This is a genomic window from Thiofractor thiocamini (assembly GCF_055384375.1).
In genome coordinates this window covers 1785298-1808577 of record NZ_AP042389.1, presented here as the reverse complement: position 1 = coordinate 1808577, position 23280 = coordinate 1785298, and the positions used below count along the sequence as shown (strand labels likewise).

The following is a 23280-nucleotide window of genomic DNA, read 5'->3' as shown; positions in this document are numbered from 1 at the left end:
CCATAGGTAATGATATAATAATCTTATGAAAAAAATTGTTCTGTCTCTTGTCATACTACTTATCAATTTAAACGCTTTAACTTTAAAATTAAACAGCACAAAAGAAGATAAGAGATATTACTATATATTGCATATCACAAACGATACACCCTTTAAATGTGAAAAAAAGGTGCTTGACATAAATCATTATGAATATGGCTGTGATATCGAAGGTAAGAATGAAGTACGGATATCCCCTAAAAAAACCAAATTTGTCGATATTTATGTAACCAATGAGAAAAACTCTACTCTTATAACTCTAAAACCCAGATACAAAACCAAAGTTTACCTCATAAACAAACCGCTATATAAGGAAAGGGTGCTAAAATCCAAAGATATAAAAGAAGCCAATCACTGGATTTTTATATTTTACAAGGATAAAATTTTCCTTCAAGATAACAATTTGGAAAAAGGTATAAATTTTCCCGTGGATTTTTTGCAAGAGCCGGCTGTAAGCATCGGCGCACTTGATCTTAGCGGGGCTCCCATAAGTTATCTAAATGACAGCAAAGATATCAATGATTATATATCCATAAAAAACGACTATGATAGAAAAAGATACGATTTTGTAATACTTGAAACCAAAAAAGCTTTGAAAAATTACCCCAATTCAATATTTGTCAATGATTTTATGCTATATCACATAAAAGCACTGAACAAACTACTGCAGATAAAAGATGAAAACCCCAATGCTCAGGATCTAAGCTATGATGAGATCATAAAATTGGGGAAAAAATGGATCAAACAGTTTCCCTCCAATCAAAATATCCCCGAAGTTTTATACTATATAGCAAAAGCTTATCAAAATCTTGGACAAGAAAGTGATGCCAAGTACTTTTTTGATATGCTCATCACCGAACATCCTAAAAACAGATACACAAAACTTGGTATCATATCTTTTGCAGACAGTCTTTACGCAAAAAATCAAAAACAAAAAGCTATGCAACTGTACAAAGACGTTCTTTACTCCACAAAGGACATTTACGTCGCTTCTATCGCTGCTAAAAGACTGGCCGATATATATATAAAAACCAAGAAGTATAAAAAGGCACGGGAGTATTATGATAAGATCATAAAAGCGAACCCTGATTTTATCTTGAACGATCATCAAAAAGCTTATGATTTAGCCATCACTCTAAGCGCAAACGGCATAAATGACTTATCTATAGAAATCCTTGAAAAGCTTTTAACAAAACTAAAAAGAGAGCCTGACTTAAAAGAACTTATCATAAAAAGCCTTGGAGATATCTACGCAAAAAAGAAAAATTACAAGAAAGCTTCGTATTATTATAAAAAATACCTCTCATTGTACAAATACGGCAATTATGCTGATGTTGTCAAAAAGAGTTTAGATGGAATGTTTTTTGATATAAACGAAACAAACAGTACAAAGCTTTTGAGTTACTATGACAAGTTGATCAACACATACAAATCAGGCAACATATATGAAAAGGCCGCTATCTTGAAAGCCAAAGTGCTTATAAAAGAAAAAAGATATAAAAAAGCCCTTGATGAGCTAAATAGACTCGAAGTAAACTTTAAAAATAAAAAAGCCGTAAAAAAACTAAAAAAAGAAGCGGCACAACACTTGGCTGTTTTGGCGCTCAAGCAAAAAGAGTGCTTAGCGGCGATCAAATATACCGGGGAGTATAATTTGACTATAAAAACCGATCAAAAAGAGTTGGTAAAATGCTATCTTCAAACATACAAGTATAAAAAAGCTCTTTTGCTTAGCCAAAGAAAACTCACTCAAAAAAACTTAACGACTTTGGAAAAACTTTTTTGGCTTGATGTAGAGGCTGCTTCTCTTCTTAAAACCGGATCTTTTGATAAACTTTACCCTTTATCTCAAGATATGGCAACACTCGCAAGTACCTTTGATAAAAAAATATACCTAAAAAAGAGTTTATACTACCGATTTTTTGCATTATATGGTTTGAAAAGGTATGACAAAGCACTACAAATTGCCATGGAATTGGAGAAAAAATTTAAAAACAACTTTAAAAATATAGAAGTTTACAAAAAGATCACGGATTTAGCAAAGCAAAGAGCAGATGATCTTTTGATGATAAAATATGCAGACAAGATCATAAAACTTCAAAATATGTTCAAAAGCTACCCTTTTTCACCACAAATCGAGTTTGAATACACAACTTCACTAAAGAGACTAAACAAAAACTCCAAAGCCGTTAAGGTTTTGAGAGTTTTACTAAAAAGAGTTAAAGACCCGACCATCAAATCAAGAATATACTATGAGATAGGCGCTTTATCACTAAAACTAAATGATAAAAAAGCTGCAAAAAAAGCATTTGGAAACTGCATTAAAATCAAAAAGCAAAACAGTTGGAAAGAGCTTTGCAAAGAAAGCCTGACATTGCTACCTTGATATAGCAAATCCTATACCTATCTTATTGTTTCTTTTGTTGTAGTCGATGAGACTTTCACCATATCCGCTAAATGCCTGTAGATATATATATAAACTGTTTTTTACAAGAGGAAAGCTCCAGTCGAACTTTATAGAGCCTTTGTTGTTGTGATTGAACCTCAAATTATCTCTTAATGTTAAAGAAAACAAGTGTTTTCTGTAAGGAAAAGCTATCTTCAAATCCCCATAACCAAGATAATTCCAAATGTCTGGATTGTCATCACCGTTTGCATCAAGAGGATATCTTTTTCTTCTCTCTGGTATTCTGTACCAAACTCTTGGTACTATGGAGATATCTTTGTATTGAAAAAAGCCTTGCAGATATACCCTGTTCCAAGATCTTGACACAAGACCGCCTCTTCCGTTTGACTGATGAAGCAATCCAACCTTATATCTTTTAAGAGGCAGTGCATCGCCAAGATAAGGGACGACCAAAAAAAACTCCGGAGCATAATTTGTCTCTCTAAAAGGTGAGGATTTTTCGGAAATCTGCCAAAATGATTTTTGTGTATATCCAAAGTAGAGCCTATTTTTAAAACCAAAGATATTAGAACTAAGTTTTTTCTTTATTGATATTTGAAATTTCGTTTCGGTGCTTTTTCTTCCCTTGTGTTTTACGTAATTATAAGTTACCGGCATAATATAATTTGTTTTATACGGTTCGAAGGCAAGAAGTATATCTTTCTTTTTTTCATACATTTGCAACTCTTTTTTTTGAAGAGCGCTGCAGCCTTGCTGTTTAGCCAGTTTTATGCCTGCAGCTTTTTTATACCAGTAAAGAGCTTGTTTTATATCTCCTTCTTTTTCAAAAGTTTGAGCTTTTTTATATGCTTCCTCTACCGTAAAGGCAAAGGAAGCGATACAAAAAAATATAGAACAGAGAAAAAGTTTTTTCATACTTTACAGATGGTATTATAGCTTGGAAATATACTCGGCCAATGCTTTGATATCACTCTCTTTAAGCATTAATACCTGACCCTTCATGATGCTTTTCATACTGCCGCCATAAGTGCCTGCTTTATAACCATTTAAAGCATTCTCGATTTTTTTGGCATCCCAACCGGCTATGACATGAGATACCCCCAAAGCTTTATTTTGAGCTTTATTGCCATGACATCCTGCACATTTTGTAAACAACTCTTTTGCGTTGCTACTTTGCTCTGTCTGCGCAGCAGCGGTTTTGGAATTTGCCATCGCCGAAAGTGCCGCTACACCTTCTTTGGTCTTTTGTGCCACTTTTTGAACAAGTTCACTGTTTTGTGCTTGTTTTGCTAGCTCTGTCGTTTTTTCCACAACAGCTTTTGCGCTCTCCTGTACAGTTTTGGCGGCATTGCTTCCCATCTCTTTGGTTTTATCCACCAGACTTTTCTCTTCTTTTTGCTGTGGTTTTACAACACTCTTTGGCTCTACTTTAGCCACTTTCTCTTGTTTTACAGGTTCACTCACACTCTTTTCTTCGCTCTTTTTTGAGTTACTGCTACATCCTACAAAAAGCAAAGACATAGAAACAAACAATAAAAAAACTACCTTTCTCATTTTTTTCCTCCATATTTAGAATATAAAATATTTCTTTAATAATATTATATCATAAATAGAATATATGCACTTAATAATAAAGATTTTCCATTCATTATATATATTACATTATTTTAATTTATATTAATTATATTTTATCATTAATATTAATATTTATTTAATATATTTTAATATATAATTATTTTAACAAATTATTACAAAGGAGAAGAAATGAAAGTTTCTAAGTTATTTCTTTTAGGTATTGCAAGTAGTGCATTATTATTTGCAAAAGGCAGTTTGGTTCAAGATGCAAAAAAGGTTGGTTTAAAGCCAATACCACAAAGTAAATTTGCTTTATTGAAAATAATCGATAATCCAAAAAACCCTTTGACTGATTACAAGATTGAACTAGGCAAAAAACTATATTTTGACCCTAGACTATCAAAAAGTGGGCTTATAAGTTGCAACACTTGCCATAATTTGGGTCTTGGTGGAGTCGATGGTGTTTCGGCTGCTATCGGAAACAAGTGGACAGCAAATCCTCATCATCTAAATTCTCCTACTGTATATAATGCAGTATTTTTTACAGCACAATTTTGGGATGGCAGAAGCCCTGACCTACCTCATCAAGCACAAGGACCAACTCTTGCAGGACCTGAAATGGCTGGAGATCCAAAAATTATTGCTAAAAAAGTTAACTCAATTCCTGCTTATGTAACGGAATTTAAAAAAGCTTATGGCGAAAATGTAAAAATTGATTTTAAAAAAATTACTCAAACTATAGCTCTTTTTGAAAAAATACTTGTTACTCCATCAAGGTATGATGATTTTTTAAACGGATATACCCAAGCACTTAACAAACAAGAAAAAGAAGGTTTAAGAACTTTTATTGACAAAGGTTGTGCAAGTTGCCATAACGGTATAGCACTTGGTGGAACTATGGCTCCATTTGAAGTAGCAGCGAAGTATAAATTTAGAGATGTAGGTGATTTTCTAAAAATCAATAAAAACAAAATGGTAAAAGTTCCAACACTTAGGAATATTACTGAAACTGCACCATATTTTCATAACGGTCAAATTTGGTCACTAAAAGAAGCAGTAAAAGAGATGGGAAGTGTAGAGTTGGGTATAAAAATTAGTGATAGTGACGCTGATAAAATTGTAACTTTTCTTAAGGCTCTTAAGGGAAGAAAACCTATTATAACATATCCTCAACTACCTGAAAGTACAAATAATACTCCAAAACCTATTGATTAATTTTATACTGATAGAGTTTTCCTCTATCAGTATAATTATCCACCTGTTTGATAAAAAGCTCTTGCAGAGATTTCATCAGCAGGTGGATTTTCTTCCCATCTGTTTTTTTCAGGCTTGTTTTTCAAAACTTCTCTAAGTACCTCAGCCGCTGCTTCGACATCACCTTTTTTAACAGCTTCGGCAATGCTCAAAGCTTCATCGAAGTATAGGCAGGGGATGATGTGTCCTTCGGCAGTAAGCCTGATACGATTGCAACTCTCACAAAAGTCATGTTTGTGCGGATCTATGATACCAAACCTATACCCATCTTCCATTTCATACATAAATGCCGGTGAATTACCCTCTCGTCCTATCTTTTTAACATTGTATTTTTCTCTTATCTTATCTATGATCTCTTTGCCATACAAGCCTTTGATATCTTGATTGGCATGGATATTTTCCATATACTCTATGTATCTTATCTGCATACCTTTGCTTTTTGAGTACTCCAACAACTTCACTATCTCGTTATCGTTGATACCCTTTAGAGGAACTGTGTTTATCTTTACTTTAAGACCCACTTTCAAAGACTCCTCTATCCCTTCAAGTACATTTTTCAAGACATCCTTTTGGGCGATTTTATGGGCAACTTCTGGTTTTAGTGTATCAAGAGATATGTTTAGTCTTTTTAACCCCGCATCTTTTAATTTTTTAGCTACATCTTTTAAAAGATATCCGTTGGTAGTTATAGCTATATCCAAATCACTTTTGTAGTCATTCATCATTTTTATGAATTTATCCAAGTCAGACCTTAAAAGTGGCTCTCCGCCGGTTATGCGTATCTTGTCAACTCCTTCATCGATACCCACTTTCAAAAACAAAAACAGCTCTTCAAAACTTAAAAGATTCTCTTTTGGAACCCATGAAAAAGGCTTCTCAGGCATACAGTACTGACACCTGAAGTTACATCTTTCGGTAACCGATACTCTTATATAATTTATCCTTCTACCAAATCCATCTATCAACATTGCTAATAACTCCGCTTGTTTAATATCAATAGTATATCACAAGTTTATATTTTATTTATTTAAAAATTGTTATAATCTGCAAATTTAAAAGGAGAATGCCCATGAGTACACTAAATTCAAACCGTACAGAACTTGGCAACAATGACTTCCTTGTTTCAAAAACAGACCTCAAAGGACGCATAACCTACTGCAATCAAATTTTTATGAAAGTAGCAGGCTATACCGAAGGTGAACTACTTGGAAAGCCTCACAATGTAGTAAGGCATCCCGATATGCCCCGTATAGTTTTCAAACTTTTCTGGAGTAGGATACAAAATAAGCGAGAAATCTTTGCCTATGTAAAGAACAAAACAAAAAATGGCGGATACTACTGGGTTTATGCAAATGTAACACCATCGATAGATGACAACGGCAATATCATAGGTTACTACTCAGTCAGAAGAAAAGTCAATGAAAATGCTCTGCCGGCGATAGAAGAACTTTATGCCAAACTCTTACAGGAAGAATCAAGAGGTGGGATGGATGCCTCAGAAAAATATTTGAACAGTTTATTAAAAGAAAAAGGAGTAAGTTATGATGAATTTGTCACATCTTTACAAGGATAAAAAAGTTGAGATTATATTTGGAATTGTTTTATTTGCAATGCTTCATTATCTATTTAGAGATGCACAAAGCTCCATAGCTTACCTTGGACTCTTTGCAGGTTTTTTTGGTAACAAATCAAGCTCAAACAACAGCAATTTAAAAGAAAAAATTCAAAAAGTCATAACAGAAGTGGCAAACGGCAACTTGGAGCCAAGAGTGACCGGCATAGACTTAAATGATCCTTTAAGCAAAATAGCATGGGGGGTAAACGACCTGCTAGATCAAGTAGAAGCATATATGAGAGATATCAATACCGCTGTAAGCGCTGCTAGCGAAGGAGAAACCTGGAGAAAAGTATACCCTCAGGGCTTGAAAGGATTGTTCCATTACTCTGCACAAAGCCTGGAGAAAGGAGTAGAGGGTATCATCGTTGGTAACAAGGAAAAATTCAGAGGTGAATTGGGTGCTAGTTTTGGCAAATTAAACGGCGGAATGATAAAATCCCTGCATATCATACAAAACGACATAACAACTCTCATAGATGAAGTAAAGAGCATCCAGGATATCACTGTACAAACGGCACAAAAGTCAAACAGTTCACTAGAAACCACCAATGAACTCTCAGACAAATTAAATACTCTTATAGAGCTTATCATGAATATTACCGAGGCCATCGGGTCTCTTAGTGAAAGAAGCAGTGAAATTAGCTCGGTTGTCAGTCTTATCAAAGATATAGCGGACCAAACCAATCTTTTGGCACTAAATGCCGCCATAGAAGCTGCACGAGCAGGAGAACACGGAAGAGGTTTTGCGGTAGTTGCGGATGAAGTCAGGAAGTTGGCTGAGAGAACCCAAAAAGCAACAAGCGAGATAGCCATAACCATTCAAACTCTTCAACAAGAGACAAACGATATCCAATCAAATGCTACCGAGATAAATGAGATAGCCACAACTTCAGGTGAAACGGTAAATGAATTTAAAGAGACACTTTTGGATTTCAATGAAAATGCAAACAATACGGCAAAATCAGCCAATCTAATAGCAGATAGAAGTTTCACCACACTTGTAAAAGTCGATCACATCATATATAAAACCAATGTCTACTCTTCAGTCATCAATGAAAATCCGACAGATAACAATTTTGTAGATCAAAACCACTGCAGATTTGGACAATGGTATAACGGTGAGGGAAAAGAGATATATGGAAATATGCCGGTATACAAAGAGATAGAGCCTCCGCATAGAGCCGTCCATCAGTATGCCATAGCCAATGTCGAACTTATCAAAGAGAAGGGTTTGAAAGAGGAATTGAAAGATACACTTTATGATAATTTTGTCAAAATGGAAGAAAACAGCGACAAACTGTTTGAAATACTTGATAAACTAAGCAGAGAATAAGATCAAACTCTTAAAAGGTTCATAGGTCTAAAGAGCTTATGAACCTCCTTATCCTTGATAAAATCAACATTATATGGATGCATGAACCTCAACTTTTCAAAACTTTTTGAAATATCCAGATTTTCTATCTCTTTCGCGGCATTTCCAAAAAGTATCAATGTTATATTTCTATTGTCCAATTCACTCAAAAGTGTCTTGATAAAAGGTTTCCACATTCTTAAATGATATCTACTCTCTTTTTTATCCGTAAATACCAAAGCCATGTTTAAAAGCAACACTCCGTTTTTCTCAAAGTTATCCTTTAGAGCGAATATATCCTTACAAAGATCTTTTTTTTCTATTTTTACTATGGCATCCTGGGAAAGATCGTTTTCATCCAAAAATTTTTCGCATAAAAGAAGCATTTTTATAAAATTTCTAAGACTGGTAGCTCTGTTTACCTCTTTTGAGAGTCCATTTTGCGAAAATATCTCTTTTACCTTTGCATCTATAAACGCATATCCTATGGCACTCTCAAGCCTTGGATAAGGGTCTTGACCAAAAAGTATGTATCTAGTTCTACTTAGACTCAGTGTTTTAAATGGATTTAAAAAGTTGTTGATATCTGGAAAATAGCTTTTGTCTTCTAGTAAAAACTGCAGATAATTATCTTCCAAAGCAAGCAGTGCCTTTTGCACAGGCTCTTTCCACGATATGTCTATACTATCTAGTATGCTACTTAATGCCTTCAATCTTCAATACCAACTCAACTTCCCCTATACCTATTCTTAGATTTCTAGCTATCTCACTTACGCTTAAACCTTTGTGATAGAGATTTATGATCTTTTTCTCATTGGATTGATAGCTCTCGGGCAAAGATGTAAAATTTTTTACCTTCTCTTCAAGATTTTGCAACTTCTGCGCGACCTCATCTTTTATACCACTTAGTTTAGCATCTTGCTCTTTTTTTGAAGAAAGCACAAAAGCTGTAATTTTTTGTAAGTTTTCCTCCACAAGTTCATCTATATATTCCTTGATTTCCTGCTTGTCATATGACTCTTTTTTTTCATTTAGTTTTTTTTCCAAGTCATATATCTTTTTATTTAAATCCTCTATGGATTTTTCATACAAAAAAAACTTTTTGCTTACCTCGTTATCTTTGGTATATATATAGATAAGCAATATAAAAACTATAAAGCCGACTGCGCCGTAAATCAGATAGTCATACACTATTTTTCCTCTTTTTAAGCTCTCTTATCATCACTCTCTCCCTGGCAACCACATAGGCACTCCAATCTTTTATATCTTTTTCATGCATCAAAGTAACTTCAGCCATATCTTTACCTACGGCTTTGAAAAAAAGAGGTATCTCTCTTTTTGGAAATACCGGCATTGCGATCCTGCCATAATACTCCAAACCTTCTTGTAAAACTTCTTTCTCGAGTTTAAAATGCTCATAACCGATACCTTCTATTCTTTGAAGATTTTTAAGTTTTAGATACTCTTTCTCTTCATTTTTCACCAGGCTTGTCAATTCATCTATCTTTCTGTGAAGTTCTACCATCAAAGTCAAAAGCACTTCATCACTGTCTCTTGTATCTCCCTTTGCTTTGGCAAGTTTAAGCCACTGCCCTATGGAATCCTCTTCATATTCACTTAAAGAGTCATACTCTTTTTTAAATTCGTCATATCTTTTGTCACTCTCTTCATACTCTATGATTAAAGGTGCATTAACTATCCTCACATTCTCACTCATCACTCATCCACCCATTCACCCATCTAAACTCCTGTCCAAATATCAAGGACTATAAAACCAAAAAATACTATACCAAGATATCCGTTGATCGTAAAAAAAGCTCTATCGATTTTATCAAAATCCCTATCGACTATCCTGTGTTCGATATACAACATCACGGCAGATGTCACTATAGCAAGATATGCAAACAATCCACCCCCGTAAGCCATAACGAAAAAAAGCCAAAAAAGAACGCTCAATCCATGAAATATCTTCGATATAAAAAGGGTACATTTTGCTCCATAAATTGATGGAATGGAGTGCAAACCCTCATTTTTATCAAATTCGATATCCTGCAGAGAGTATAAAAGATCAAAGCCTGCAACCCAAAAAACGACTCCAGTTGAAAGCAAAAGCGACCATAAAGGTATATTTGCACTTACCGCAACAACTCCGGCAATTGGAGCCAGTCCCAAGGATAAACCCAAAATGATATGAGCCAGCGAAGAAAATCTCTTAAAGTATGAGTAACTGCCTAGCACAAAGAGTATGGGAAAGCTGAGCCAAAAAGCCAAAGAGTTTACAAAATAAGCCACAACGATAAACAAAAGTGCATTGATACCGACAAACAACAACTGCTTATCAGAGCTGATTCTCCCATCTACACTAGGTCTTGAAGCGGTTCTTGGATTTTTAGCATCTATATCTCTATCAAGATAGCGGTTAAACCCCATGGCAAAGTTTCTTGCACTAAGAGCTGCCAAAAGTCCAAGAAAAAAAAGTCTCCATCCAAACCATCCATCTGCCGCAACAACCATCGAAGTAAATATAAACGGCAAAGAAAAAATAGAGTGCTTGAACATCACAAGTTCATTAAAGTCATTTAGTATTTTCTTCATAATTAAATGATACAATAACTTTGATAAATTTGCCATTAGAATAAAAGGCATCTCTAAAGAAAGACATAGATATGAAAAATTCTCAATTTACAACTAAAGAAGTAGCCATACTTGGCCCTACGGCTTCAGGCAAAACGGCTCTCTCTTTGGAGTTAGCCAAAGAGCATGATGCCATTATACTCTCTCTTGATAGTCTCTCTCTCTACAAAGAGATAGATATAGCCTCCGCAAAACCGACAAAGAACGAAAGAGGAGATATCATTCATGTGGGGATAGATGAAATATACCCTGACGAACATTTTAACACCATACTCTTTTTTGACCTCTACAAGAAAGCTAAAAATTTGGCAAAAGAACAAGATAAGCATCTTATCATAGTAGGCGGTACTAGCTTTTATCTAAAATCACTCATAGAAGGCATAACCCCAAAGCCTGCTATCTCCAAGGAGATAAAAAAAAAGATAGAGCATATATCTACAAAAGAAGGATATGAGCTTATGAAAACGATAGATATCAAATATGCCCAAAAGATATCGTCCAACGACTCATACCGCATAAAAAAGTGGCTCGAGATATATCTGAGCACAAACACACCTCCGAGCAAATACTTTCAAAAACAAGCCAAGAGTCCCGTTGCAAGCGATATCAAAATTTATGAGATACAAGTAGATAGAAAAGAGTTAAAAGAGAAGATAGAAAAAAGAACCGATAAAATGATAAAAGAGGGATTGATCGATGAAATATTGTATCTGGAAAAAAAATATACCAGAGAGCCCAAATCCATGAACTCTATAGGTATAAAAGAGTCTTTGGAGTATCTTGACGGATATATAAACCTTAAAGAACTCAAAGAGAAGATAACTAACAAAACAGCTCAGTTAGCCAAAAGACAATCCACATTCAACAAAAGTCAATTTGAGGATGTTATAAAAGCAGATCCAAAAACACTTAAGCCACTTATCAAAGCTTATTTGCAAAATAGTTAAAAAACTGTTTTGCACATCTTCCGCTTCTGTTTCCCCCTTTTAAAGCAGAGAACTTTTTGGCTTCATCATGCAATAAACCCTTATCTATATCGATATCCTTAAAGTAGTGGTCCACCATATCAAAAAAATCTTGCTGACCTCCTTGATAAAAAGATATCCAAAGCCCAAATCTATCCGAGAGCGAAATCTTTTCTTCAACGCTATCACTATAGTGAAGTTCTCCGTCATCCACTTTGGTTTGTAAGTTATCTTTTTGATATTCAGGTACTAAATGTCTTCTGTTTGATGTAGCATACAAAAGCACATTTTTGGGAGCAACTTCAATGGAACCGTCAAGTACGCTCTTTAAAGCTCTGTAGGATATATCTCCCTCGCCAAAACTCAAGTCATCACAAAAGATGATAAACTTATACTCACTCTCTCTTATCTCATCAACGATATCCAAAAGATTTATCAAGTCCTCTTTTGTTATCTCTATTATCCTAAGCCCGTTCTCTTTAAAGTGATTAAATACCGCTTTTACCAAGGATGACTTACCACATCCTCTTGCTCCCCATAAAAGTACATTGTTTGCCGGTTTATTATCTAAAAAATTTTGTGTATTTTCAAATAGCATCTTTTTTTGCTTGTCGATACCTACTAAATCATCAAGAACAATCGGATCGATATTTTCTTCTTTTACAGGCTTTAAAACATCTTTTTTTGCCCTGTATATTGCGGCTTTTGTTTTGGACCAGTCAATTTTCATACTTTTTCGCCCACCATAAAAAAACAAAACCGGGTGCCAAAAGAATAGCATACCCTATCAGCTTTCTTGGATCAAATGAAGATATCTTTTGCCAAAGTTCATTCCATCCCCCATCGCTGTATGCTTGAAAAAAACCTAAAAAGATGATGGCAAGACCAAAAACTATCCACATTTTTGCCAGTATGACAAGTATCTTATATCGCAACTGTCTTTCTCCCTTTCATAAGCCATCCATACTCGATACCACCACAGAGCTCCAAGACATTGTCATATCCAAGCTTATCTCTTAGAAAATTACCCACTACCTTCGTTCTGTTTGCATGAGCACACACAAGTACAAATTTTTCATGTTGGTCTTTGATGATTTTTTGAAGCTCTTTCAACCATTTTTCCATATCATAAGCACCTCTCTCGTCAAAAAAAGTAAGCATATGGCTCTCTTTTATGATCCCTGTCATTTGCCACTCATATTTTGTTCTTATATCTATGATTTTTACACCCTCTTTTTGAAGTTCTACTATTTCATTATCATCAACACACTCTATATCTCTCAACTATTTTCCTTTTTTATCGGTTTTAAGTAGTACAAATGCACCCCGTTATTTCCAACGGGAAATTGAAAATACTCTCTTGTTCTTAAAATTTTGCTTATCTCACTGTTTTCATCATCTATATCACCAAAATATCTAAGTTTTGCAGGACATGTAATTTGACAAGCAGTAGTGGTTTCGCCTCTTGCAAGTCTTGTATCACTGCAAAATATACACTTGTCGGCAAATTTCCTCTTGTCGTCGACATATCTGGCATGATAAGGACATGCTTCGATACATCTCATACAGAGTATACACTTATCCGCTTCAGTTATAACAACCCCATGTTTATCATGGTATATGGCATCTACCGGGCATACTGCTTCACAAAAAGCGTTGGTGCACTCATTGCACTGCCTTGGCAGAAACTCATCTTTGTTTTGACTAAGCGTATAAAAATCACCTCCTGTTTTTTGTACCTCTATCCAAAGTCTGTGTTTATCAGCCCCCTTGATGATGCCATTCTCTTCTTTGCATGCTACTTCACATGCTCTACAGTTTATACACAATTCATAATCAAACGCCATAGCAAGTTGCATCAAGCTTTCCTTATCTCTACATCTGTTTCATTCATTATGGCATCTCCATAACTTCTTTCCATCTTATCCTCTATGATTTCATTATCACTTGCACCGATATCATGACCTACATGCATTTCAGGTGAAGTTATACCAAATCCATGAGCAAAAAATACAACATCGGGAGCGATTTTATTGGTTACATAGCTTTTGATTTTTATGGAGCCTACTTTGCTTTTGACTTCAACAACATCACCTGTTTTTATACTTTTCGCTTTTGCGATTTTATCATTTATCCATATATGATTTGAGTAAAATATCTCTCTAAGCATTTCATTGTTTGCGGTGGCACTTTGAGTATTGTAGATAGTTCTTCCAGTTATTAGTCTGAATTTTCCTTTTTCAACTTTAAAATCATACTCATCCCTCCATCTTGGAAATTCATCCAATCCATATTTTTTCATCTTTGAAAGTTTGCAGTTTACTTTATAATCCACTCCTGTATGGTGATATTTTTTCTCTTCAGGATAATATTGATAAAAGTTGTTTTCCATCTCTTTGTGATATTTATCCATTTCAGGATACCATACCCCTCTTTTCTTTAAAGATTCATAAGCTTTTTCTCCATAAGTGCTAACAACAAACTCTCTGTTTCTCTGAGCTATACTCTTTTTATATGCCTCGCTAAGATCATATCCGCCCTCTTTAAAAGCTCTTTTTTCACCCAATTCTTTTATACTATCTTGAAGATCGCTATCATACTTTTTACTAACTTCAAAGAGCGGCTTTGTTAGTTTGTTACCAAGTCCTTTTAATATCTCTTGAAGCGGTTTACTCTCATATAACGGCTTTACAACTTGATTCCTAAGAGCAAGTGAAGGTTCAAGTCTATTGAAACTGACAACCAAATCTTCTCTTTCAAGATATGTACACTCCGGCAGTATCACATCAGCCATCATAGCCGTATCACTTGGCATAGTATCTATAACAACGACAAGATCCATCTTTTGAAGTAATTTTTTGGTTTTTTTGATATTTGGGATACCTTGCATGATATTGTGCTTTCTAACAAACATAGCTCTAACAGGATAAGGAGCCGAACCATTTAAAACCATTTCTCTAAAATTAAGCCAGCTACCGGCTTTTGCAGATCCGTAAGCGATTCCTTTTAAATCGAACCTGTCTTTTGCGTTATCGTAAAGCGGTCCATTTATCTCAACCAAGGGTGCTTTTAAATGTTTACCGTATATTATCCCGCCTTTCCTATCCAAACTTCCCGCAAGTGCATTTAGTATTGCCATGGCTCTTCTATATTGAAAATCGCACCTGCTTCCCACGCTTCTACGTCCCGGATAAAAAAGAGGGTATTTTGCACTAAAAAACTCTTTTGCTATTTTTTCTATCTCATTGGCTTTGATACCGGTTTTTTCTTCAGCCCATTTTGGGGTATATCCCTCATCAAGTATCAACTTTTTATACTCATCGAAATCCTTAAAATGTTTTTTAACGATATCTTCTTTGTAAAGTTTCTCTTTGATGGCTATGTATGTTAAAGCCAGTACAAAAGCAAGGTCACTGCCTGGATATATCGGCATCCATTTGTCTGCTTTGGCCGCACTTACCGTATATCTTGGATCTAAAACAATGATTTTACCATCTCTTTTTCTTGCAAGTTCCACACTGTCTGGCGTGATCAAAGATTCAAGTCTATTTGCAGCCGCAAATATAACGTAATCACTTCCCTCAACATCAGGCTCTCCAACTGTTCCGACAGTAAGTATGTAAGCTCCCAGCCTTGTATTTAGACAGATAGAACCTTCATCCAAAAAGTTACTACTACCGATCTTTCCTTTGAAAAATCTGATTATTTCATCTTTTTCAAATCCTTCTCCATTGCAAAAAGCTATGGTCGAGCGATTGTCTTTTTCTTCATCTATGATTTTTGTCAATTTATTGGCTATAAACTCAAAAGCTTCATCCCAGGTTACTCTTTTATATTTGCCATCACCTCTTTTGCCGATTCTTACAAGAGGATATTTTAACCTGTCAGGGTCGTAAAGTGCCTGTATGCCTGCGTTTCCTTTGGGGCAAAGCATATTTCTGCTTTTTGGGAAGTACGGATTTGGATCTAATTTGGTAACTATACCATCTTCTACTCTGGCAAAACCTGCACATTTGTTTCTGCAGACATTACAAAGATATGGTATATGTTTAGCTTTGTTTGTAGAAGTCTTAGTAGTAAACCCCGGGAGTTTAAAACCATTTTTTTTATGTGCAAAAAGATTGGAAGCAGAACCGTAAACCATCAAGGCAATACTACCTTGCAAAAATTTTCTTCTAGAAACTTCTAAGATCATTTATATACTCCAATTGTTCAGTGGTTTACAGCCATATTAAGTGGAGATTATACTATATAATCAATACTATTTCAATTAATACATTAGATAGGAAAAATTTTTGATAATTTTATAAGAATATGTTTAAAAAGTAAGTTAAGCATTCTAACTCAAACCGGCAGCGACCTACATTCCCAACCCCAGTAAGGGGCAGTATTATCGGCGATGAGAGTCTTAGCTTCCTGGTTCGAAATGGAACAGGGCGTTTCCCTCTCTCTATAGCCACCGGAATTGAGTTAAAGAAATGTTTGTTTAAAGCACTTCTTTAACTCAATTGGAGTTATATTTTTGAGTTATTTATATTGTCAATAGTCTTTTTCTTACTAATCATTTTATCTTTCTTTTCCTTGAAGCAAGCTACAATGAAAATTCATCTCACTAAAGCTTTGCCACTTGGCAAGAAATCATTTAAAGCTATACAGTTGCTTGTTAATTTACTTAACAAGAGAGTTGCGTCTTATTATTAGATAAGTCGAACGATCTATTAGTACTAGTCAGCTAAACGCATTACTGCGCTTACACACCTAGCCTATCAACCATGTAGTCTTCATGGGATCTTCAGGGAAGAGTAATCTTGGAGTTGGCTTCCCGCTTAGATGCTTTCAGCGGTTATCACATCCGAACATAGCTACCCAGCGGTGCCCTTGGCAGGACAACTGGTACACCAGTGGTTCGTTCACCCCGGTCCTCTCGTACTAGGGGTAACTCTCCTCACTCTTCCTGCGCCCACGGCAGATAGGGACCGAACTGTCTCACGACGTTCTGAACCCAGCTCGCGTACCGCTTTAAATGGCGAACAGCCATACCCTTGGGACCTGCTCCAGCCCCAGGATGCGATGAGCCGACATCGAGGTGCCAAACCTCCCCGTCGATGTGAGCTCTTGGGGGAGATCAGCCTGTTATCCCCGGGGTACCTTTTATCCTTTGAGCGATGGCCCTTCCACACAGAACCACCGGATCACTAAGACCGACTTTCGTCTCTGCTCGACGTGTATGTCTCACAGTCAGGCTGGCTTATGCCTTTATACTCTACTACCGATTTCCAACCGGTATGAGCCAACCTTTGCAAGCCTCCGTTACTTTTTAGGAGGCGACCGCCCCAGTCAAACTACCCACCAGACATTGTCCTCGTATAGGATAACTATACGGAGTTAGCTATCAGAATAAAGAAGAGTGGTATCTCAAGGACGGCTCACACGCAACTGGCGTCACGTGATCAAAGCCTCCCACCTATCCTGCACATCTTTATCCCGACAGCAGTGTCAAGCTGTAGTAAAGGTCCACGGGGTCTTTCCGTCTTGCCGCGGGTAGGAGGAATTTTCACCTCCACTACAATTTCACTGGATCTCTGGTCGAGACAGCTCCCATCTCGTTACGCCATTCATGCAGGTCGGTATTTAACCGACAAGGAATTTCGCTACCTTAGGACCGTTATAGTTACGGCCGCCGTTTACCGGGGCTTCAATCAAGAGCTTCGCCTTGCGGCTAACCCCATCATTTAACCTTCCGGCACCGGGCAGGCGTCACACCCTATACATCCTCTTACGAGTTAGCAGAGTGCTGTGTTTTTGGTAAACAGTCGGGAGGGACTCTTTGTTGTAACCTCATAAGGCTCGGGAGGCAAGCTCCTTCACCCGTAAGGCACACCTTATACCGAAGATACGGTGCTATTTTGCAGAGTTCCTTAACCAGAGTTCTTCCACGCGCCTTAGAATACTCATCTCACCCACCTGTGTTGGTTTACGGTACGGGCGACATATGATAAACTTAGAAGTTTTTCTTGGCTCGACGGCATCAACGATTCACCTTCAACTCCGAAGAGCGTCGGGTGCCTGTCGGGTCTCGGACTTGTGATACACGGATTTGCCTGTGTATCATCCTACACCCTTCGACCAACTATTCCATCAGTTGGCTCGTTTAGCCCTAAGCGTCACTCCATCGCGCTCATATGTCGGTATCGGAATATTAACCGATTTTCCATCGCCTACCCCTTTCGGACTCGGCTTAGGACCCGACTAACCCTACGATGACGAGCATAGCGTAGGAAACCTTGGGTTTTCGGCGAAGGGGATTCTCACCCCTTTTATCGCTACTCATGCCTGCATGCTCACTTCTATCCGCTCCAGCGCTCCTTACGGTACACCTTCAACGCTGAATAGAACGCTCTCCTACCGCTTGATATAAATATCAAACCTATAGCTTCGGTGCTTACTTTAGCCCCGTTATATTTTCCGTGCAAGATCGCTAGACCAGTGAGCTATTACGCTTTCTTTAAAGGATGGCTGCTTCTAAGCCAACCTCCTGGTTGTCTAAGCAATCTCACCTCGTTTTCCACTTAAGTAAGACTTTGGGACCTTAGCTGATAGTCTGGGCTGTTTCCCTTTCGACGACGCATTTTATCACCCGCCGCCTGACTGCCAAGATTACACATAGGGTATTCGGAGTTTGACAGGGTTTGGTACATTGGTGTATGCCCTAGCCCAATCAGTGCTCTACCCCCCTATGCTACGACTTGACGCTATACCTAAATATATTTCGGAGAGAACCAGCTATCACGAAGTTTGATTGGCCTTTCACCCCTATCCACAGCTCATCCGGTGAGTTTTCAACCTCAATCGGTTCGGTCCTCCACCGGTTCTTACACCGGCTTCAACCTGGCCATGGATAGATCACTTCGCTTCGGGTCTGCAGCATCTGACTTAACGCCCTATTAAGGCTCGCTTTCACTACGGCTTCGGGTTTCCTTAACCTCGCCAGATACCACAACTCGCAGGCTCATTATGCAAAAGGCAGTCCGTCACCCTGATAAATCATAGGGCTCCGAATGATTGTAAGCAAATGGTTTCAGGTTCTATTTCACTCCGCTCACTGCGGTTCTTTTCACCTTTCCCTCACGGTACTTGTTCGCTATCGATCTGTAAGTAGTATTTAGGGTTGGAAGGTGGTCCTCCCATGTTCAGTCAGAATATCACGTGTTCCGACCTACTCGTTCGTTAGCTTAGTTCCACACAAAAGTTTTCGTATACGGGACTATCACCCTCTATGGCCAACCTTTCCAGATTGTTCTACTAACCAATGTGCTAAAACTAACTGCCCTAATCCCATTTCGCTCGCCGCTACTTTGGGAATCTCAATTGATTTCTTTTCCTCCGGCTACTGAGATGTTTCACTTCACCGGGTTCGCTCCCTAAAAGGGTGACATGACTCGCGCCATGCCGGGTTGCCCCATTCGGAAATCTCCGTATCAAAGCCTCTTGGCGGCTCCACGAAGCTTATCGCAGCCTAGTACGTCCTTCATCGCCTCTTACAGTCAAGGCATCCACCATTTGCTCTTAGTAACTTACCTTCTAAGACGCAACTCTCTTGCTAAATAAATAACAAGAAAATTATTGGTTGTTTTTGCTTTAATTGTAGTATTTATTAAAAACGGAATTGTTTCAATAAAATACCTTTTGATAATTAGTTCTTTATAATAAAATAAAAAACTAAATTAGCAAGTTTTTAGACTATTAACAATATTAAATTAAATAACTTTAGACTAAAAAGTCTAATTTAAATACTTAGATAAAAGTACTTAAATCAGACTTCAGTGATGCACTGGTGGAGAATAGCGGGATCGAACCGCTGACCTCCTGCGTGCAAGGCAGGCGCTCTCCCAGCTGAGCTAATTCCCCAGATAATAAAGCTAAAAGCTCAAAGTAAAAAGTTTTTATTTGACTTTATGCTTTCAGCTGTTAGCTTGGTGCTATTTTCGGTTAGATTGTGCAAAGGTTTAAAATTTAGTGATTGAGCTTACATATTAGTAAGTGATTGAACTAAATTTTCAAGCTTTGTGCAATATCACCGAAAAGTGGTGGGCGTACCAGGACTTGAACCTGGGACCTCACCCTTATCAGGGGTGCACTCTAACCAGCTGAGCTATACGCCCCTCTTTATAAATGTCGACCTTTGAGAACCAATCAAGCGAACTTAGACTTCTTAGGTTTTCCGCCGAGTCAAGTGAATGACTCGGCCTATACTCTAGAAAGGAGGTGATCCAACCGCAGGTTCTCCTACGGTTACCTTGTTACGACTTCACCCCAGTTGCTAAACCCACCGTGGAGGGTAGCCGGTTTGGCTTCCCCGCTTCGGGTGAATTCAACTCCCATGGTGTGACGGGCGGTGAGTACAAGACCCGGGAACGTATTCACCGTGACATGGCTGATTCACGATTACTAGCGATTCCAGCTTCATGGAGTCGGGTTGCAGACTCCAATCCGAACTGAGAGAAGGTTTAAAGATTTGCTCCACCTCGCGGTATTGCGTCTTTTTGTCCTCCCCATTGTAGCACGTGTGTCGCCCTGGGCATAAGGGCCATGATGACTTGACGTCGTCCTCACCTTCCTCCCCCTTGCGAGGGCAGTCTCCTTAGAGTCCTCGGCCGAACCGTTAGTAACTAAGGACGAGGGTTGCGCTCGTTGCGGGACTTAACCCAACATCTCACGACACGAGCTGACGACAGCCGTGCAGCACCTGTCACCGAGTTCTAGTAAACTAGCACTCTCTTGTTTCCAAGAGATTCTCGGGATGTCAAGCCCAGGTAAGGTTCTTCGCGTATCTTCGAATTAAACCACATGCTCCACCGCTTGTGCGGGTCCCCGTCTATTCCTTTGAGTTTTAATCTTGCGACCGTACTCCCCAGGCGGTACACTTAATGCGTTAGCTGCATTACTGCCATGACTAGCATGGCAACAACTAGTGTACATCGTTTAGGGCGTGGACTACCAGGGTATCTAATCCTGTTTGCTCCCCACGCTTTCACGCCTCAGCGTCAGTAATGTCCCAGCAGATCGCCTTCGCAATCGGTATTCCTAGTGATCTCTACGGATTTTACCCCTACACCACTAATTCCATCTGCCTCTTCCATACTCTAGGTAAGCAGTTTCAAGAGCAGTTCTACAGTTAAGCTGTAGGCTTTCACCCCTGACTTGCAAACCAGCCTACGCGTCCTTTACGCCCAGTAATTCCGAGTAACGCTTGCACCCTCCGTATTACCGCGGCTGCTGGCACGGAGTTAGCCGGTGCTTATTCATCAGGTACCGTCAAAATTCTTCCCTGATAAAAGGAGTTTACACACCGAAATGCGTCATCCTCCACGCGGCGTTGCTGCATCAGGGTTTCCCCCATTGTGCAATATTCCCCACTGCTGCCTCCCGTAGGAGTCTGGACCGTGTCTCAGTTCCAGTGTGGCTGATCATCCTCTTAGACCAGCTACCCGTCATAGCCTTGGTGAGCCGTTACCTCACCAACAAGCTGATAGGATACAGCCCCATCCCGAAGCGAAAAACTTTCCCTCGCATACTTATGTATTAGAGGCATATGGGGTATTAGCAGTCGTTTCCAACTGTTGTCCCCCACTTCGGGGCAGGTTAGCTATACATTACTCACCCGTGCGCCACTCGTCAGCAGGAGCAAGCTCCTCTGTTACCGTTCGACTTGCATGTGTTAAGCACGCCGCCAGCGTTCACTCTGAGCCAGGATCAAACTCTCCATAAAAATGTTGAGTTTTAAATGATAGATAAATCTATCATTAAATATTTAAAATTAATTAAATGTTTTTTGGCTCAAGAATAAAAACTTACGTTTTTTGTCTTGACTTTATATATAAATATAATGAAGCCTAAGACGCTTGATTGATTCTCAAAGATCGACAATAATATGTTTTTAAATAACATGAAAAGATGACAAAAAAGCCTCTTTTTCAACACTCGTTCTCTCAAACAAGGACGAAATTATATAGCAAAGATGCTTAAAGAGAGGTTAAATAAAAAAGCAAATTAGAGAAAAGTTTTAATGCCATCAAACACTATATATATGTATACGATTAGCGACACTAATTTATTTACTGTTAAATCTTTTTTGGATAAAATAAAGTCCATTTTCTAAAAAGAGGGATTATGAAACAAACGATTACGGAAAAGATTTTCAGTACCCATGTAGGCAAAGAGGTAAAAGCCGGTGATATCATAGACTGCGATATAGATATGATAATCGGCAACGACATAACAACTCCTATATCCATAAGAGCTTTTGAAGAGTCTGGAGCGAAAAAACTGGCAAAACCGGATAATTTTTCCATAGTAATGGATCATTTTATACCGGCTAAAGATATAGCAAGTGCAAATCAAGCAAAAATCAGCAGAGATTTTGCATACAAACATGACTTAAAACTCTTTTTTGATGAAAAAGATATGGGTATAGAACATGCACTTCTTCCTGAAAAAGGGCTAGTGCTTCCTGGAGATGTCATCATAGGAGCTGATTCACATACTTGTACGCATGGTGCTCTTGGGGCATTTTCCACAGGTATGGGCTCAACCGATTTGGCATATGCTATGGTAACGGGTAAAAACTGGTTCAAAGTACCTGAAGCTATAAAAGTAGAATTATCAGGAAAACCTGGAAAACATATATATGGAAAAGATATTATTTTGGAAGTCATCAGAATACTAGGAGTTGACGGGGCACTTTATAAAACTCTGGAATTTACCGGCGATGCCTTGGAATATCTTGGAATGGATGATAGATTTTCACTTTGCAATATGGCTATAGAAGCAGGAGCTAAAAATGGCATCATTGCAGCCGATGAGATAACAAAAGGATTTTTAAAAGATAAAGATTTAAGAGATGAACCGGAGTATTTCTACAGCGACGAAGATGCATCTTATGTAAAAGTCATCAAGATAGATGTTGCCGCATTAAGTCCGGTTATCGCTTATCCTCATCTTCCGTCCAACGGCAAAAGTATCGAAAGAGCAGTTAATGACGATATAGAAATCGATCAAGTGTTTATAGGAAGCTGTACAAACGGTAGACTTGAGGATTTGAGAATTGCCGCAAAGATACTAAAGGGTAAAAAAGTGGCAAAAAGAACAAGGATGATCATAACCCCGGCTACTAACAAGATAGCTTTACAGGCACAAAAAGAGGGATTGACCGATATATTCAGTGAAGCAGGAGCCGTGTTTAGCAATCCGACTTGTGGAGCTTGTCTTGGCGGATATATGGGTATATTGGGACAGGGTGAAAAATGCGTATCTACGACAAATAGGAATTTTGTAGGTAGAATGGGGGATAGAACTAGTGAAATATACCTTGCAAATTCTGCTGTGGCAGCGGCAAGTGCCGTTGCGGGTAAGATAATAGACCCGAGGGAGCTGTAAA

General features: G+C 38.0%; 18 protein-coding genes, 2 tRNA genes, 3 rRNA genes and 1 pseudogene. 7 read left to right on the top strand and 17 right to left on the bottom strand.

Going from position 1 to position 23280, the window contains the following annotated elements; translation table 11 throughout:
- The first annotated feature begins 25 nt into the window (after window positions 1-25).
- Entirely contained in the window at window positions 26-2425 is a 2400-nt protein-coding gene (locus ACZ47B_RS09205; RefSeq protein ID WP_464894243.1) for a tetratricopeptide repeat protein, read from the top strand.
- Here ACZ47B_RS09205 and ACZ47B_RS09200 read toward each other — a convergent pair.
- Entirely contained in the window at window positions 2417-3361 is a 945-nt protein-coding gene (locus ACZ47B_RS09200) for a phospholipase A (RefSeq protein ID WP_464894242.1), read from the bottom strand. The two genes, ACZ47B_RS09205 and ACZ47B_RS09200, sit on opposite strands and share 9 nt — an antisense overlap.
- 15 nt (window positions 3362-3376) lie before the next feature.
- Window positions 3377-4000, bottom strand: a complete 624-nt coding sequence (locus ACZ47B_RS09195) for a c-type cytochrome (protein WP_464894241.1) — start codon at window positions 3998-4000, stop codon at window positions 3377-3379.
- A gap of 210 nt (window positions 4001-4210) precedes the next feature.
- Between ACZ47B_RS09195 and ACZ47B_RS09190 the strand changes: the two genes are divergently transcribed.
- Window positions 4211-5236 carry a cytochrome-c peroxidase gene (locus ACZ47B_RS09190; RefSeq protein WP_464894240.1) on the top strand — a complete coding sequence of 342 codons (1026 nt, stop codon included), beginning with the start codon at window positions 4211-4213 and terminating at the stop codon, window positions 5234-5236.
- A 35-nt stretch (window positions 5237-5271) separates the two neighbouring features.
- Here ACZ47B_RS09190 and moaA read toward each other — a convergent pair whose 3' ends face one another.
- A complete protein-coding gene (gene moaA / locus ACZ47B_RS09185) occupies window positions 5272-6243 on the bottom strand; it encodes a GTP 3',8-cyclase MoaA (RefSeq protein WP_464894239.1) in 972 nt (323 codons plus the stop codon).
- Between the two features lie 101 nt (window positions 6244-6344).
- Between moaA and ACZ47B_RS09180 the strand changes: the two genes are divergently transcribed.
- The 3 genes and pseudogenes from ACZ47B_RS09180 (at window position 6345) to ACZ47B_RS09170 (ending at window position 8226) form a co-directional block, all read left to right on the top strand.
- The gene (locus ACZ47B_RS09180) at window positions 6345-6848 is read left to right on the top strand and encodes a PAS domain-containing protein (RefSeq protein WP_464894238.1); all 504 of its coding nucleotides are present in this window, start codon (window positions 6345-6347) and stop codon (window positions 6846-6848) included.
- A 682-nt stretch (window positions 6849-7530) separates the two neighbouring features.
- Window positions 7531-7815 (top strand): annotated as a pseudogene (locus ACZ47B_RS09175) (methyl-accepting chemotaxis protein); the annotation flags it as partial.
- Between the two features lie 3 nt (window positions 7816-7818).
- Window positions 7819-8226: a CZB domain-containing protein gene (locus ACZ47B_RS09170; RefSeq protein WP_464895722.1), complete on the top strand. Its 408-nt coding sequence runs from the start codon at window positions 7819-7821 to the stop codon at window positions 8224-8226.
- A gap of 2 nt (window positions 8227-8228) precedes the next feature.
- Here ACZ47B_RS09170 and ACZ47B_RS09165 read toward each other — a convergent pair whose 3' ends face one another.
- From ACZ47B_RS09165 to mqnP, 4 genes are read right to left on the bottom strand one after another with little or no spacing between them, the layout of a single operon-like run.
- Window positions 8229-8957: a uracil-DNA glycosylase family protein gene (locus ACZ47B_RS09165; RefSeq protein ID WP_464894237.1), complete on the bottom strand. Its 729-nt coding sequence runs from the start codon at window positions 8955-8957 to the stop codon at window positions 8229-8231.
- A complete protein-coding gene (locus ACZ47B_RS09160; RefSeq protein ID WP_464894236.1) occupies window positions 8941-9435 on the bottom strand; it encodes a DUF6115 domain-containing protein in 495 nt (164 codons plus the stop codon). Before ACZ47B_RS09160 ends, ACZ47B_RS09165 begins: the two co-directional genes overlap by 17 nt.
- The gene (locus ACZ47B_RS09155; protein ID WP_464894235.1) at window positions 9428-9961 is read right to left on the bottom strand and encodes a hypothetical protein; all 534 of its coding nucleotides are present in this window, start codon (window positions 9959-9961) and stop codon (window positions 9428-9430) included. The genes ACZ47B_RS09160 and ACZ47B_RS09155 overlap by 8 nt, the downstream gene beginning before the upstream one ends.
- 23 nt (window positions 9962-9984) lie before the next feature.
- Entirely contained in the window at window positions 9985-10839 is an 855-nt protein-coding gene (gene mqnP, locus ACZ47B_RS09150; protein WP_464894234.1) for a menaquinone biosynthesis prenyltransferase MqnP, read from the bottom strand.
- Between the two features lie 71 nt (window positions 10840-10910).
- Here mqnP and miaA point away from each other — a divergent pair, with 71 nt between their 5' ends.
- On the top strand, window positions 10911-11825 hold the full coding sequence (gene miaA / locus ACZ47B_RS09145) for a tRNA (adenosine(37)-N6)-dimethylallyltransferase MiaA (protein WP_464894233.1): 915 nt from the start codon (window positions 10911-10913) through the stop codon (window positions 11823-11825).
- Here the strand turns inward: miaA and ACZ47B_RS09140 are convergent.
- The 10 genes from ACZ47B_RS09140 to ACZ47B_RS09095 all read right to left on the bottom strand — a co-directional run bounded on the left by ACZ47B_RS09140 (window position 11800) and on the right by ACZ47B_RS09095 (window position 21612).
- On the bottom strand, window positions 11800-12567 hold the full coding sequence (locus ACZ47B_RS09140) for an ATP-binding protein (protein WP_464895721.1): 768 nt from the start codon (window positions 12565-12567) through the stop codon (window positions 11800-11802). The genes miaA and ACZ47B_RS09140 overlap by 26 nt on opposite strands.
- Window positions 12563-12778 (bottom strand): hypothetical protein, encoded by a 216-nt coding sequence (locus tag ACZ47B_RS09135; protein WP_464894232.1) that lies wholly within the window; start codon window positions 12776-12778, stop codon window positions 12563-12565. Before ACZ47B_RS09135 ends, ACZ47B_RS09140 begins: the two co-directional genes overlap by 5 nt.
- Complete coding sequence (locus ACZ47B_RS09130) at window positions 12768-13127, bottom strand: rhodanese-like domain-containing protein (RefSeq protein WP_464894231.1); 360 nt, start codon at window positions 13125-13127, stop codon at window positions 12768-12770. Before ACZ47B_RS09130 ends, ACZ47B_RS09135 begins: the two co-directional genes overlap by 11 nt.
- Complete coding sequence (locus ACZ47B_RS09125; protein WP_464894230.1) at window positions 13124-13702, bottom strand: 4Fe-4S dicluster domain-containing protein; 579 nt, start codon at window positions 13700-13702, stop codon at window positions 13124-13126. Before ACZ47B_RS09125 ends, ACZ47B_RS09130 begins: the two co-directional genes overlap by 4 nt.
- Window positions 13702-16038 carry a molybdopterin-containing oxidoreductase family protein gene (locus ACZ47B_RS09120; RefSeq protein ID WP_464894229.1) on the bottom strand — a complete coding sequence of 779 codons (2337 nt, stop codon included), beginning with the start codon at window positions 16036-16038 and terminating at the stop codon, window positions 13702-13704. The genes ACZ47B_RS09125 and ACZ47B_RS09120 overlap by 1 nt, the downstream gene beginning before the upstream one ends.
- 152 nt (window positions 16039-16190) lie before the next feature.
- Window positions 16191-16307, bottom strand: a 5S ribosomal RNA gene (rrf, locus tag ACZ47B_RS09115).
- Between the two features lie 233 nt (window positions 16308-16540).
- Window positions 16541-19423, bottom strand: a 23S ribosomal RNA gene (locus tag ACZ47B_RS09110).
- A 252-nt stretch (window positions 19424-19675) separates the two neighbouring features.
- Window positions 19676-19751 (bottom strand) — tRNA-Ala (locus ACZ47B_RS09105).
- 177 nt (window positions 19752-19928) lie between these two features.
- Window positions 19929-20005 (bottom strand) — tRNA-Ile (locus ACZ47B_RS09100).
- 96 nt (window positions 20006-20101) lie between these two features.
- A 16S ribosomal RNA gene (locus ACZ47B_RS09095) occupies window positions 20102-21612 on the bottom strand.
- The 16S, 23S and 5S rRNA genes sit together here with 2 tRNA genes alongside, the layout of an rRNA operon.
- A gap of 401 nt (window positions 21613-22013) precedes the next feature.
- Between ACZ47B_RS09095 and leuC the strand changes: the two genes are divergently transcribed.
- Window positions 22014-23279 (top strand): 3-isopropylmalate dehydratase large subunit, encoded by a 1266-nt coding sequence (leuC, locus tag ACZ47B_RS09090; RefSeq protein WP_464894228.1) that lies wholly within the window; start codon window positions 22014-22016, stop codon window positions 23277-23279.
- Window position 23280: the final 1 nt, after the last annotated feature.

Bases quoted from the DNA above. Each gene is read 5' to 3' on its own strand.
- ACZ47B_RS09125 (WP_464894230.1), bottom strand. From the start codon at position 13,702: ATGCAACTTGCTATGGCGTTTGATTATGAATTGTGTATAAACTGTAGA.
- moaA (WP_464894239.1), bottom strand. From the start codon at position 6,243: ATGTTGATAGATGGATTTGGTAGAAGGATAAATTATATAAGAGTATCG.
- ACZ47B_RS09190 (WP_464894240.1), top strand. From the start codon at position 4,211: ATGAAAGTTTCTAAGTTATTTCTTTTAGGTATTGCAAGTAGTGCATTA.
- mqnP (WP_464894234.1), bottom strand. From the start codon at position 10,839: ATGAAGAAAATACTAAATGACTTTAATGAACTTGTGATGTTCAAGCAC.
- ACZ47B_RS09120 (WP_464894229.1), bottom strand. From the start codon at position 16,038: ATGATCTTAGAAGTTTCTAGAAGAAAATTTTTGCAAGGTAGTATTGCC.
- ACZ47B_RS09200 (WP_464894242.1), bottom strand. From the start codon at position 3,361: ATGAAAAAACTTTTTCTCTGTTCTATATTTTTTTGTATCGCTTCCTTT.
- ACZ47B_RS09180 (WP_464894238.1), top strand. From the start codon at position 6,345: ATGAGTACACTAAATTCAAACCGTACAGAACTTGGCAACAATGACTTC.
- ACZ47B_RS09155 (WP_464894235.1), bottom strand. From the start codon at position 9,961: ATGAGTGAGAATGTGAGGATAGTTAATGCACCTTTAATCATAGAGTAT.
- miaA (WP_464894233.1), top strand. From the start codon at position 10,911: ATGAAAAATTCTCAATTTACAACTAAAGAAGTAGCCATACTTGGCCCT.
- leuC (WP_464894228.1), top strand. From the start codon at position 22,014: ATGAAACAAACGATTACGGAAAAGATTTTCAGTACCCATGTAGGCAAA.
- ACZ47B_RS09205 (WP_464894243.1), top strand. From the start codon at position 26: ATGAAAAAAATTGTTCTGTCTCTTGTCATACTACTTATCAATTTAAAC.
- ACZ47B_RS09195 (WP_464894241.1), bottom strand. From the start codon at position 4,000: ATGAGAAAGGTAGTTTTTTTATTGTTTGTTTCTATGTCTTTGCTTTTT.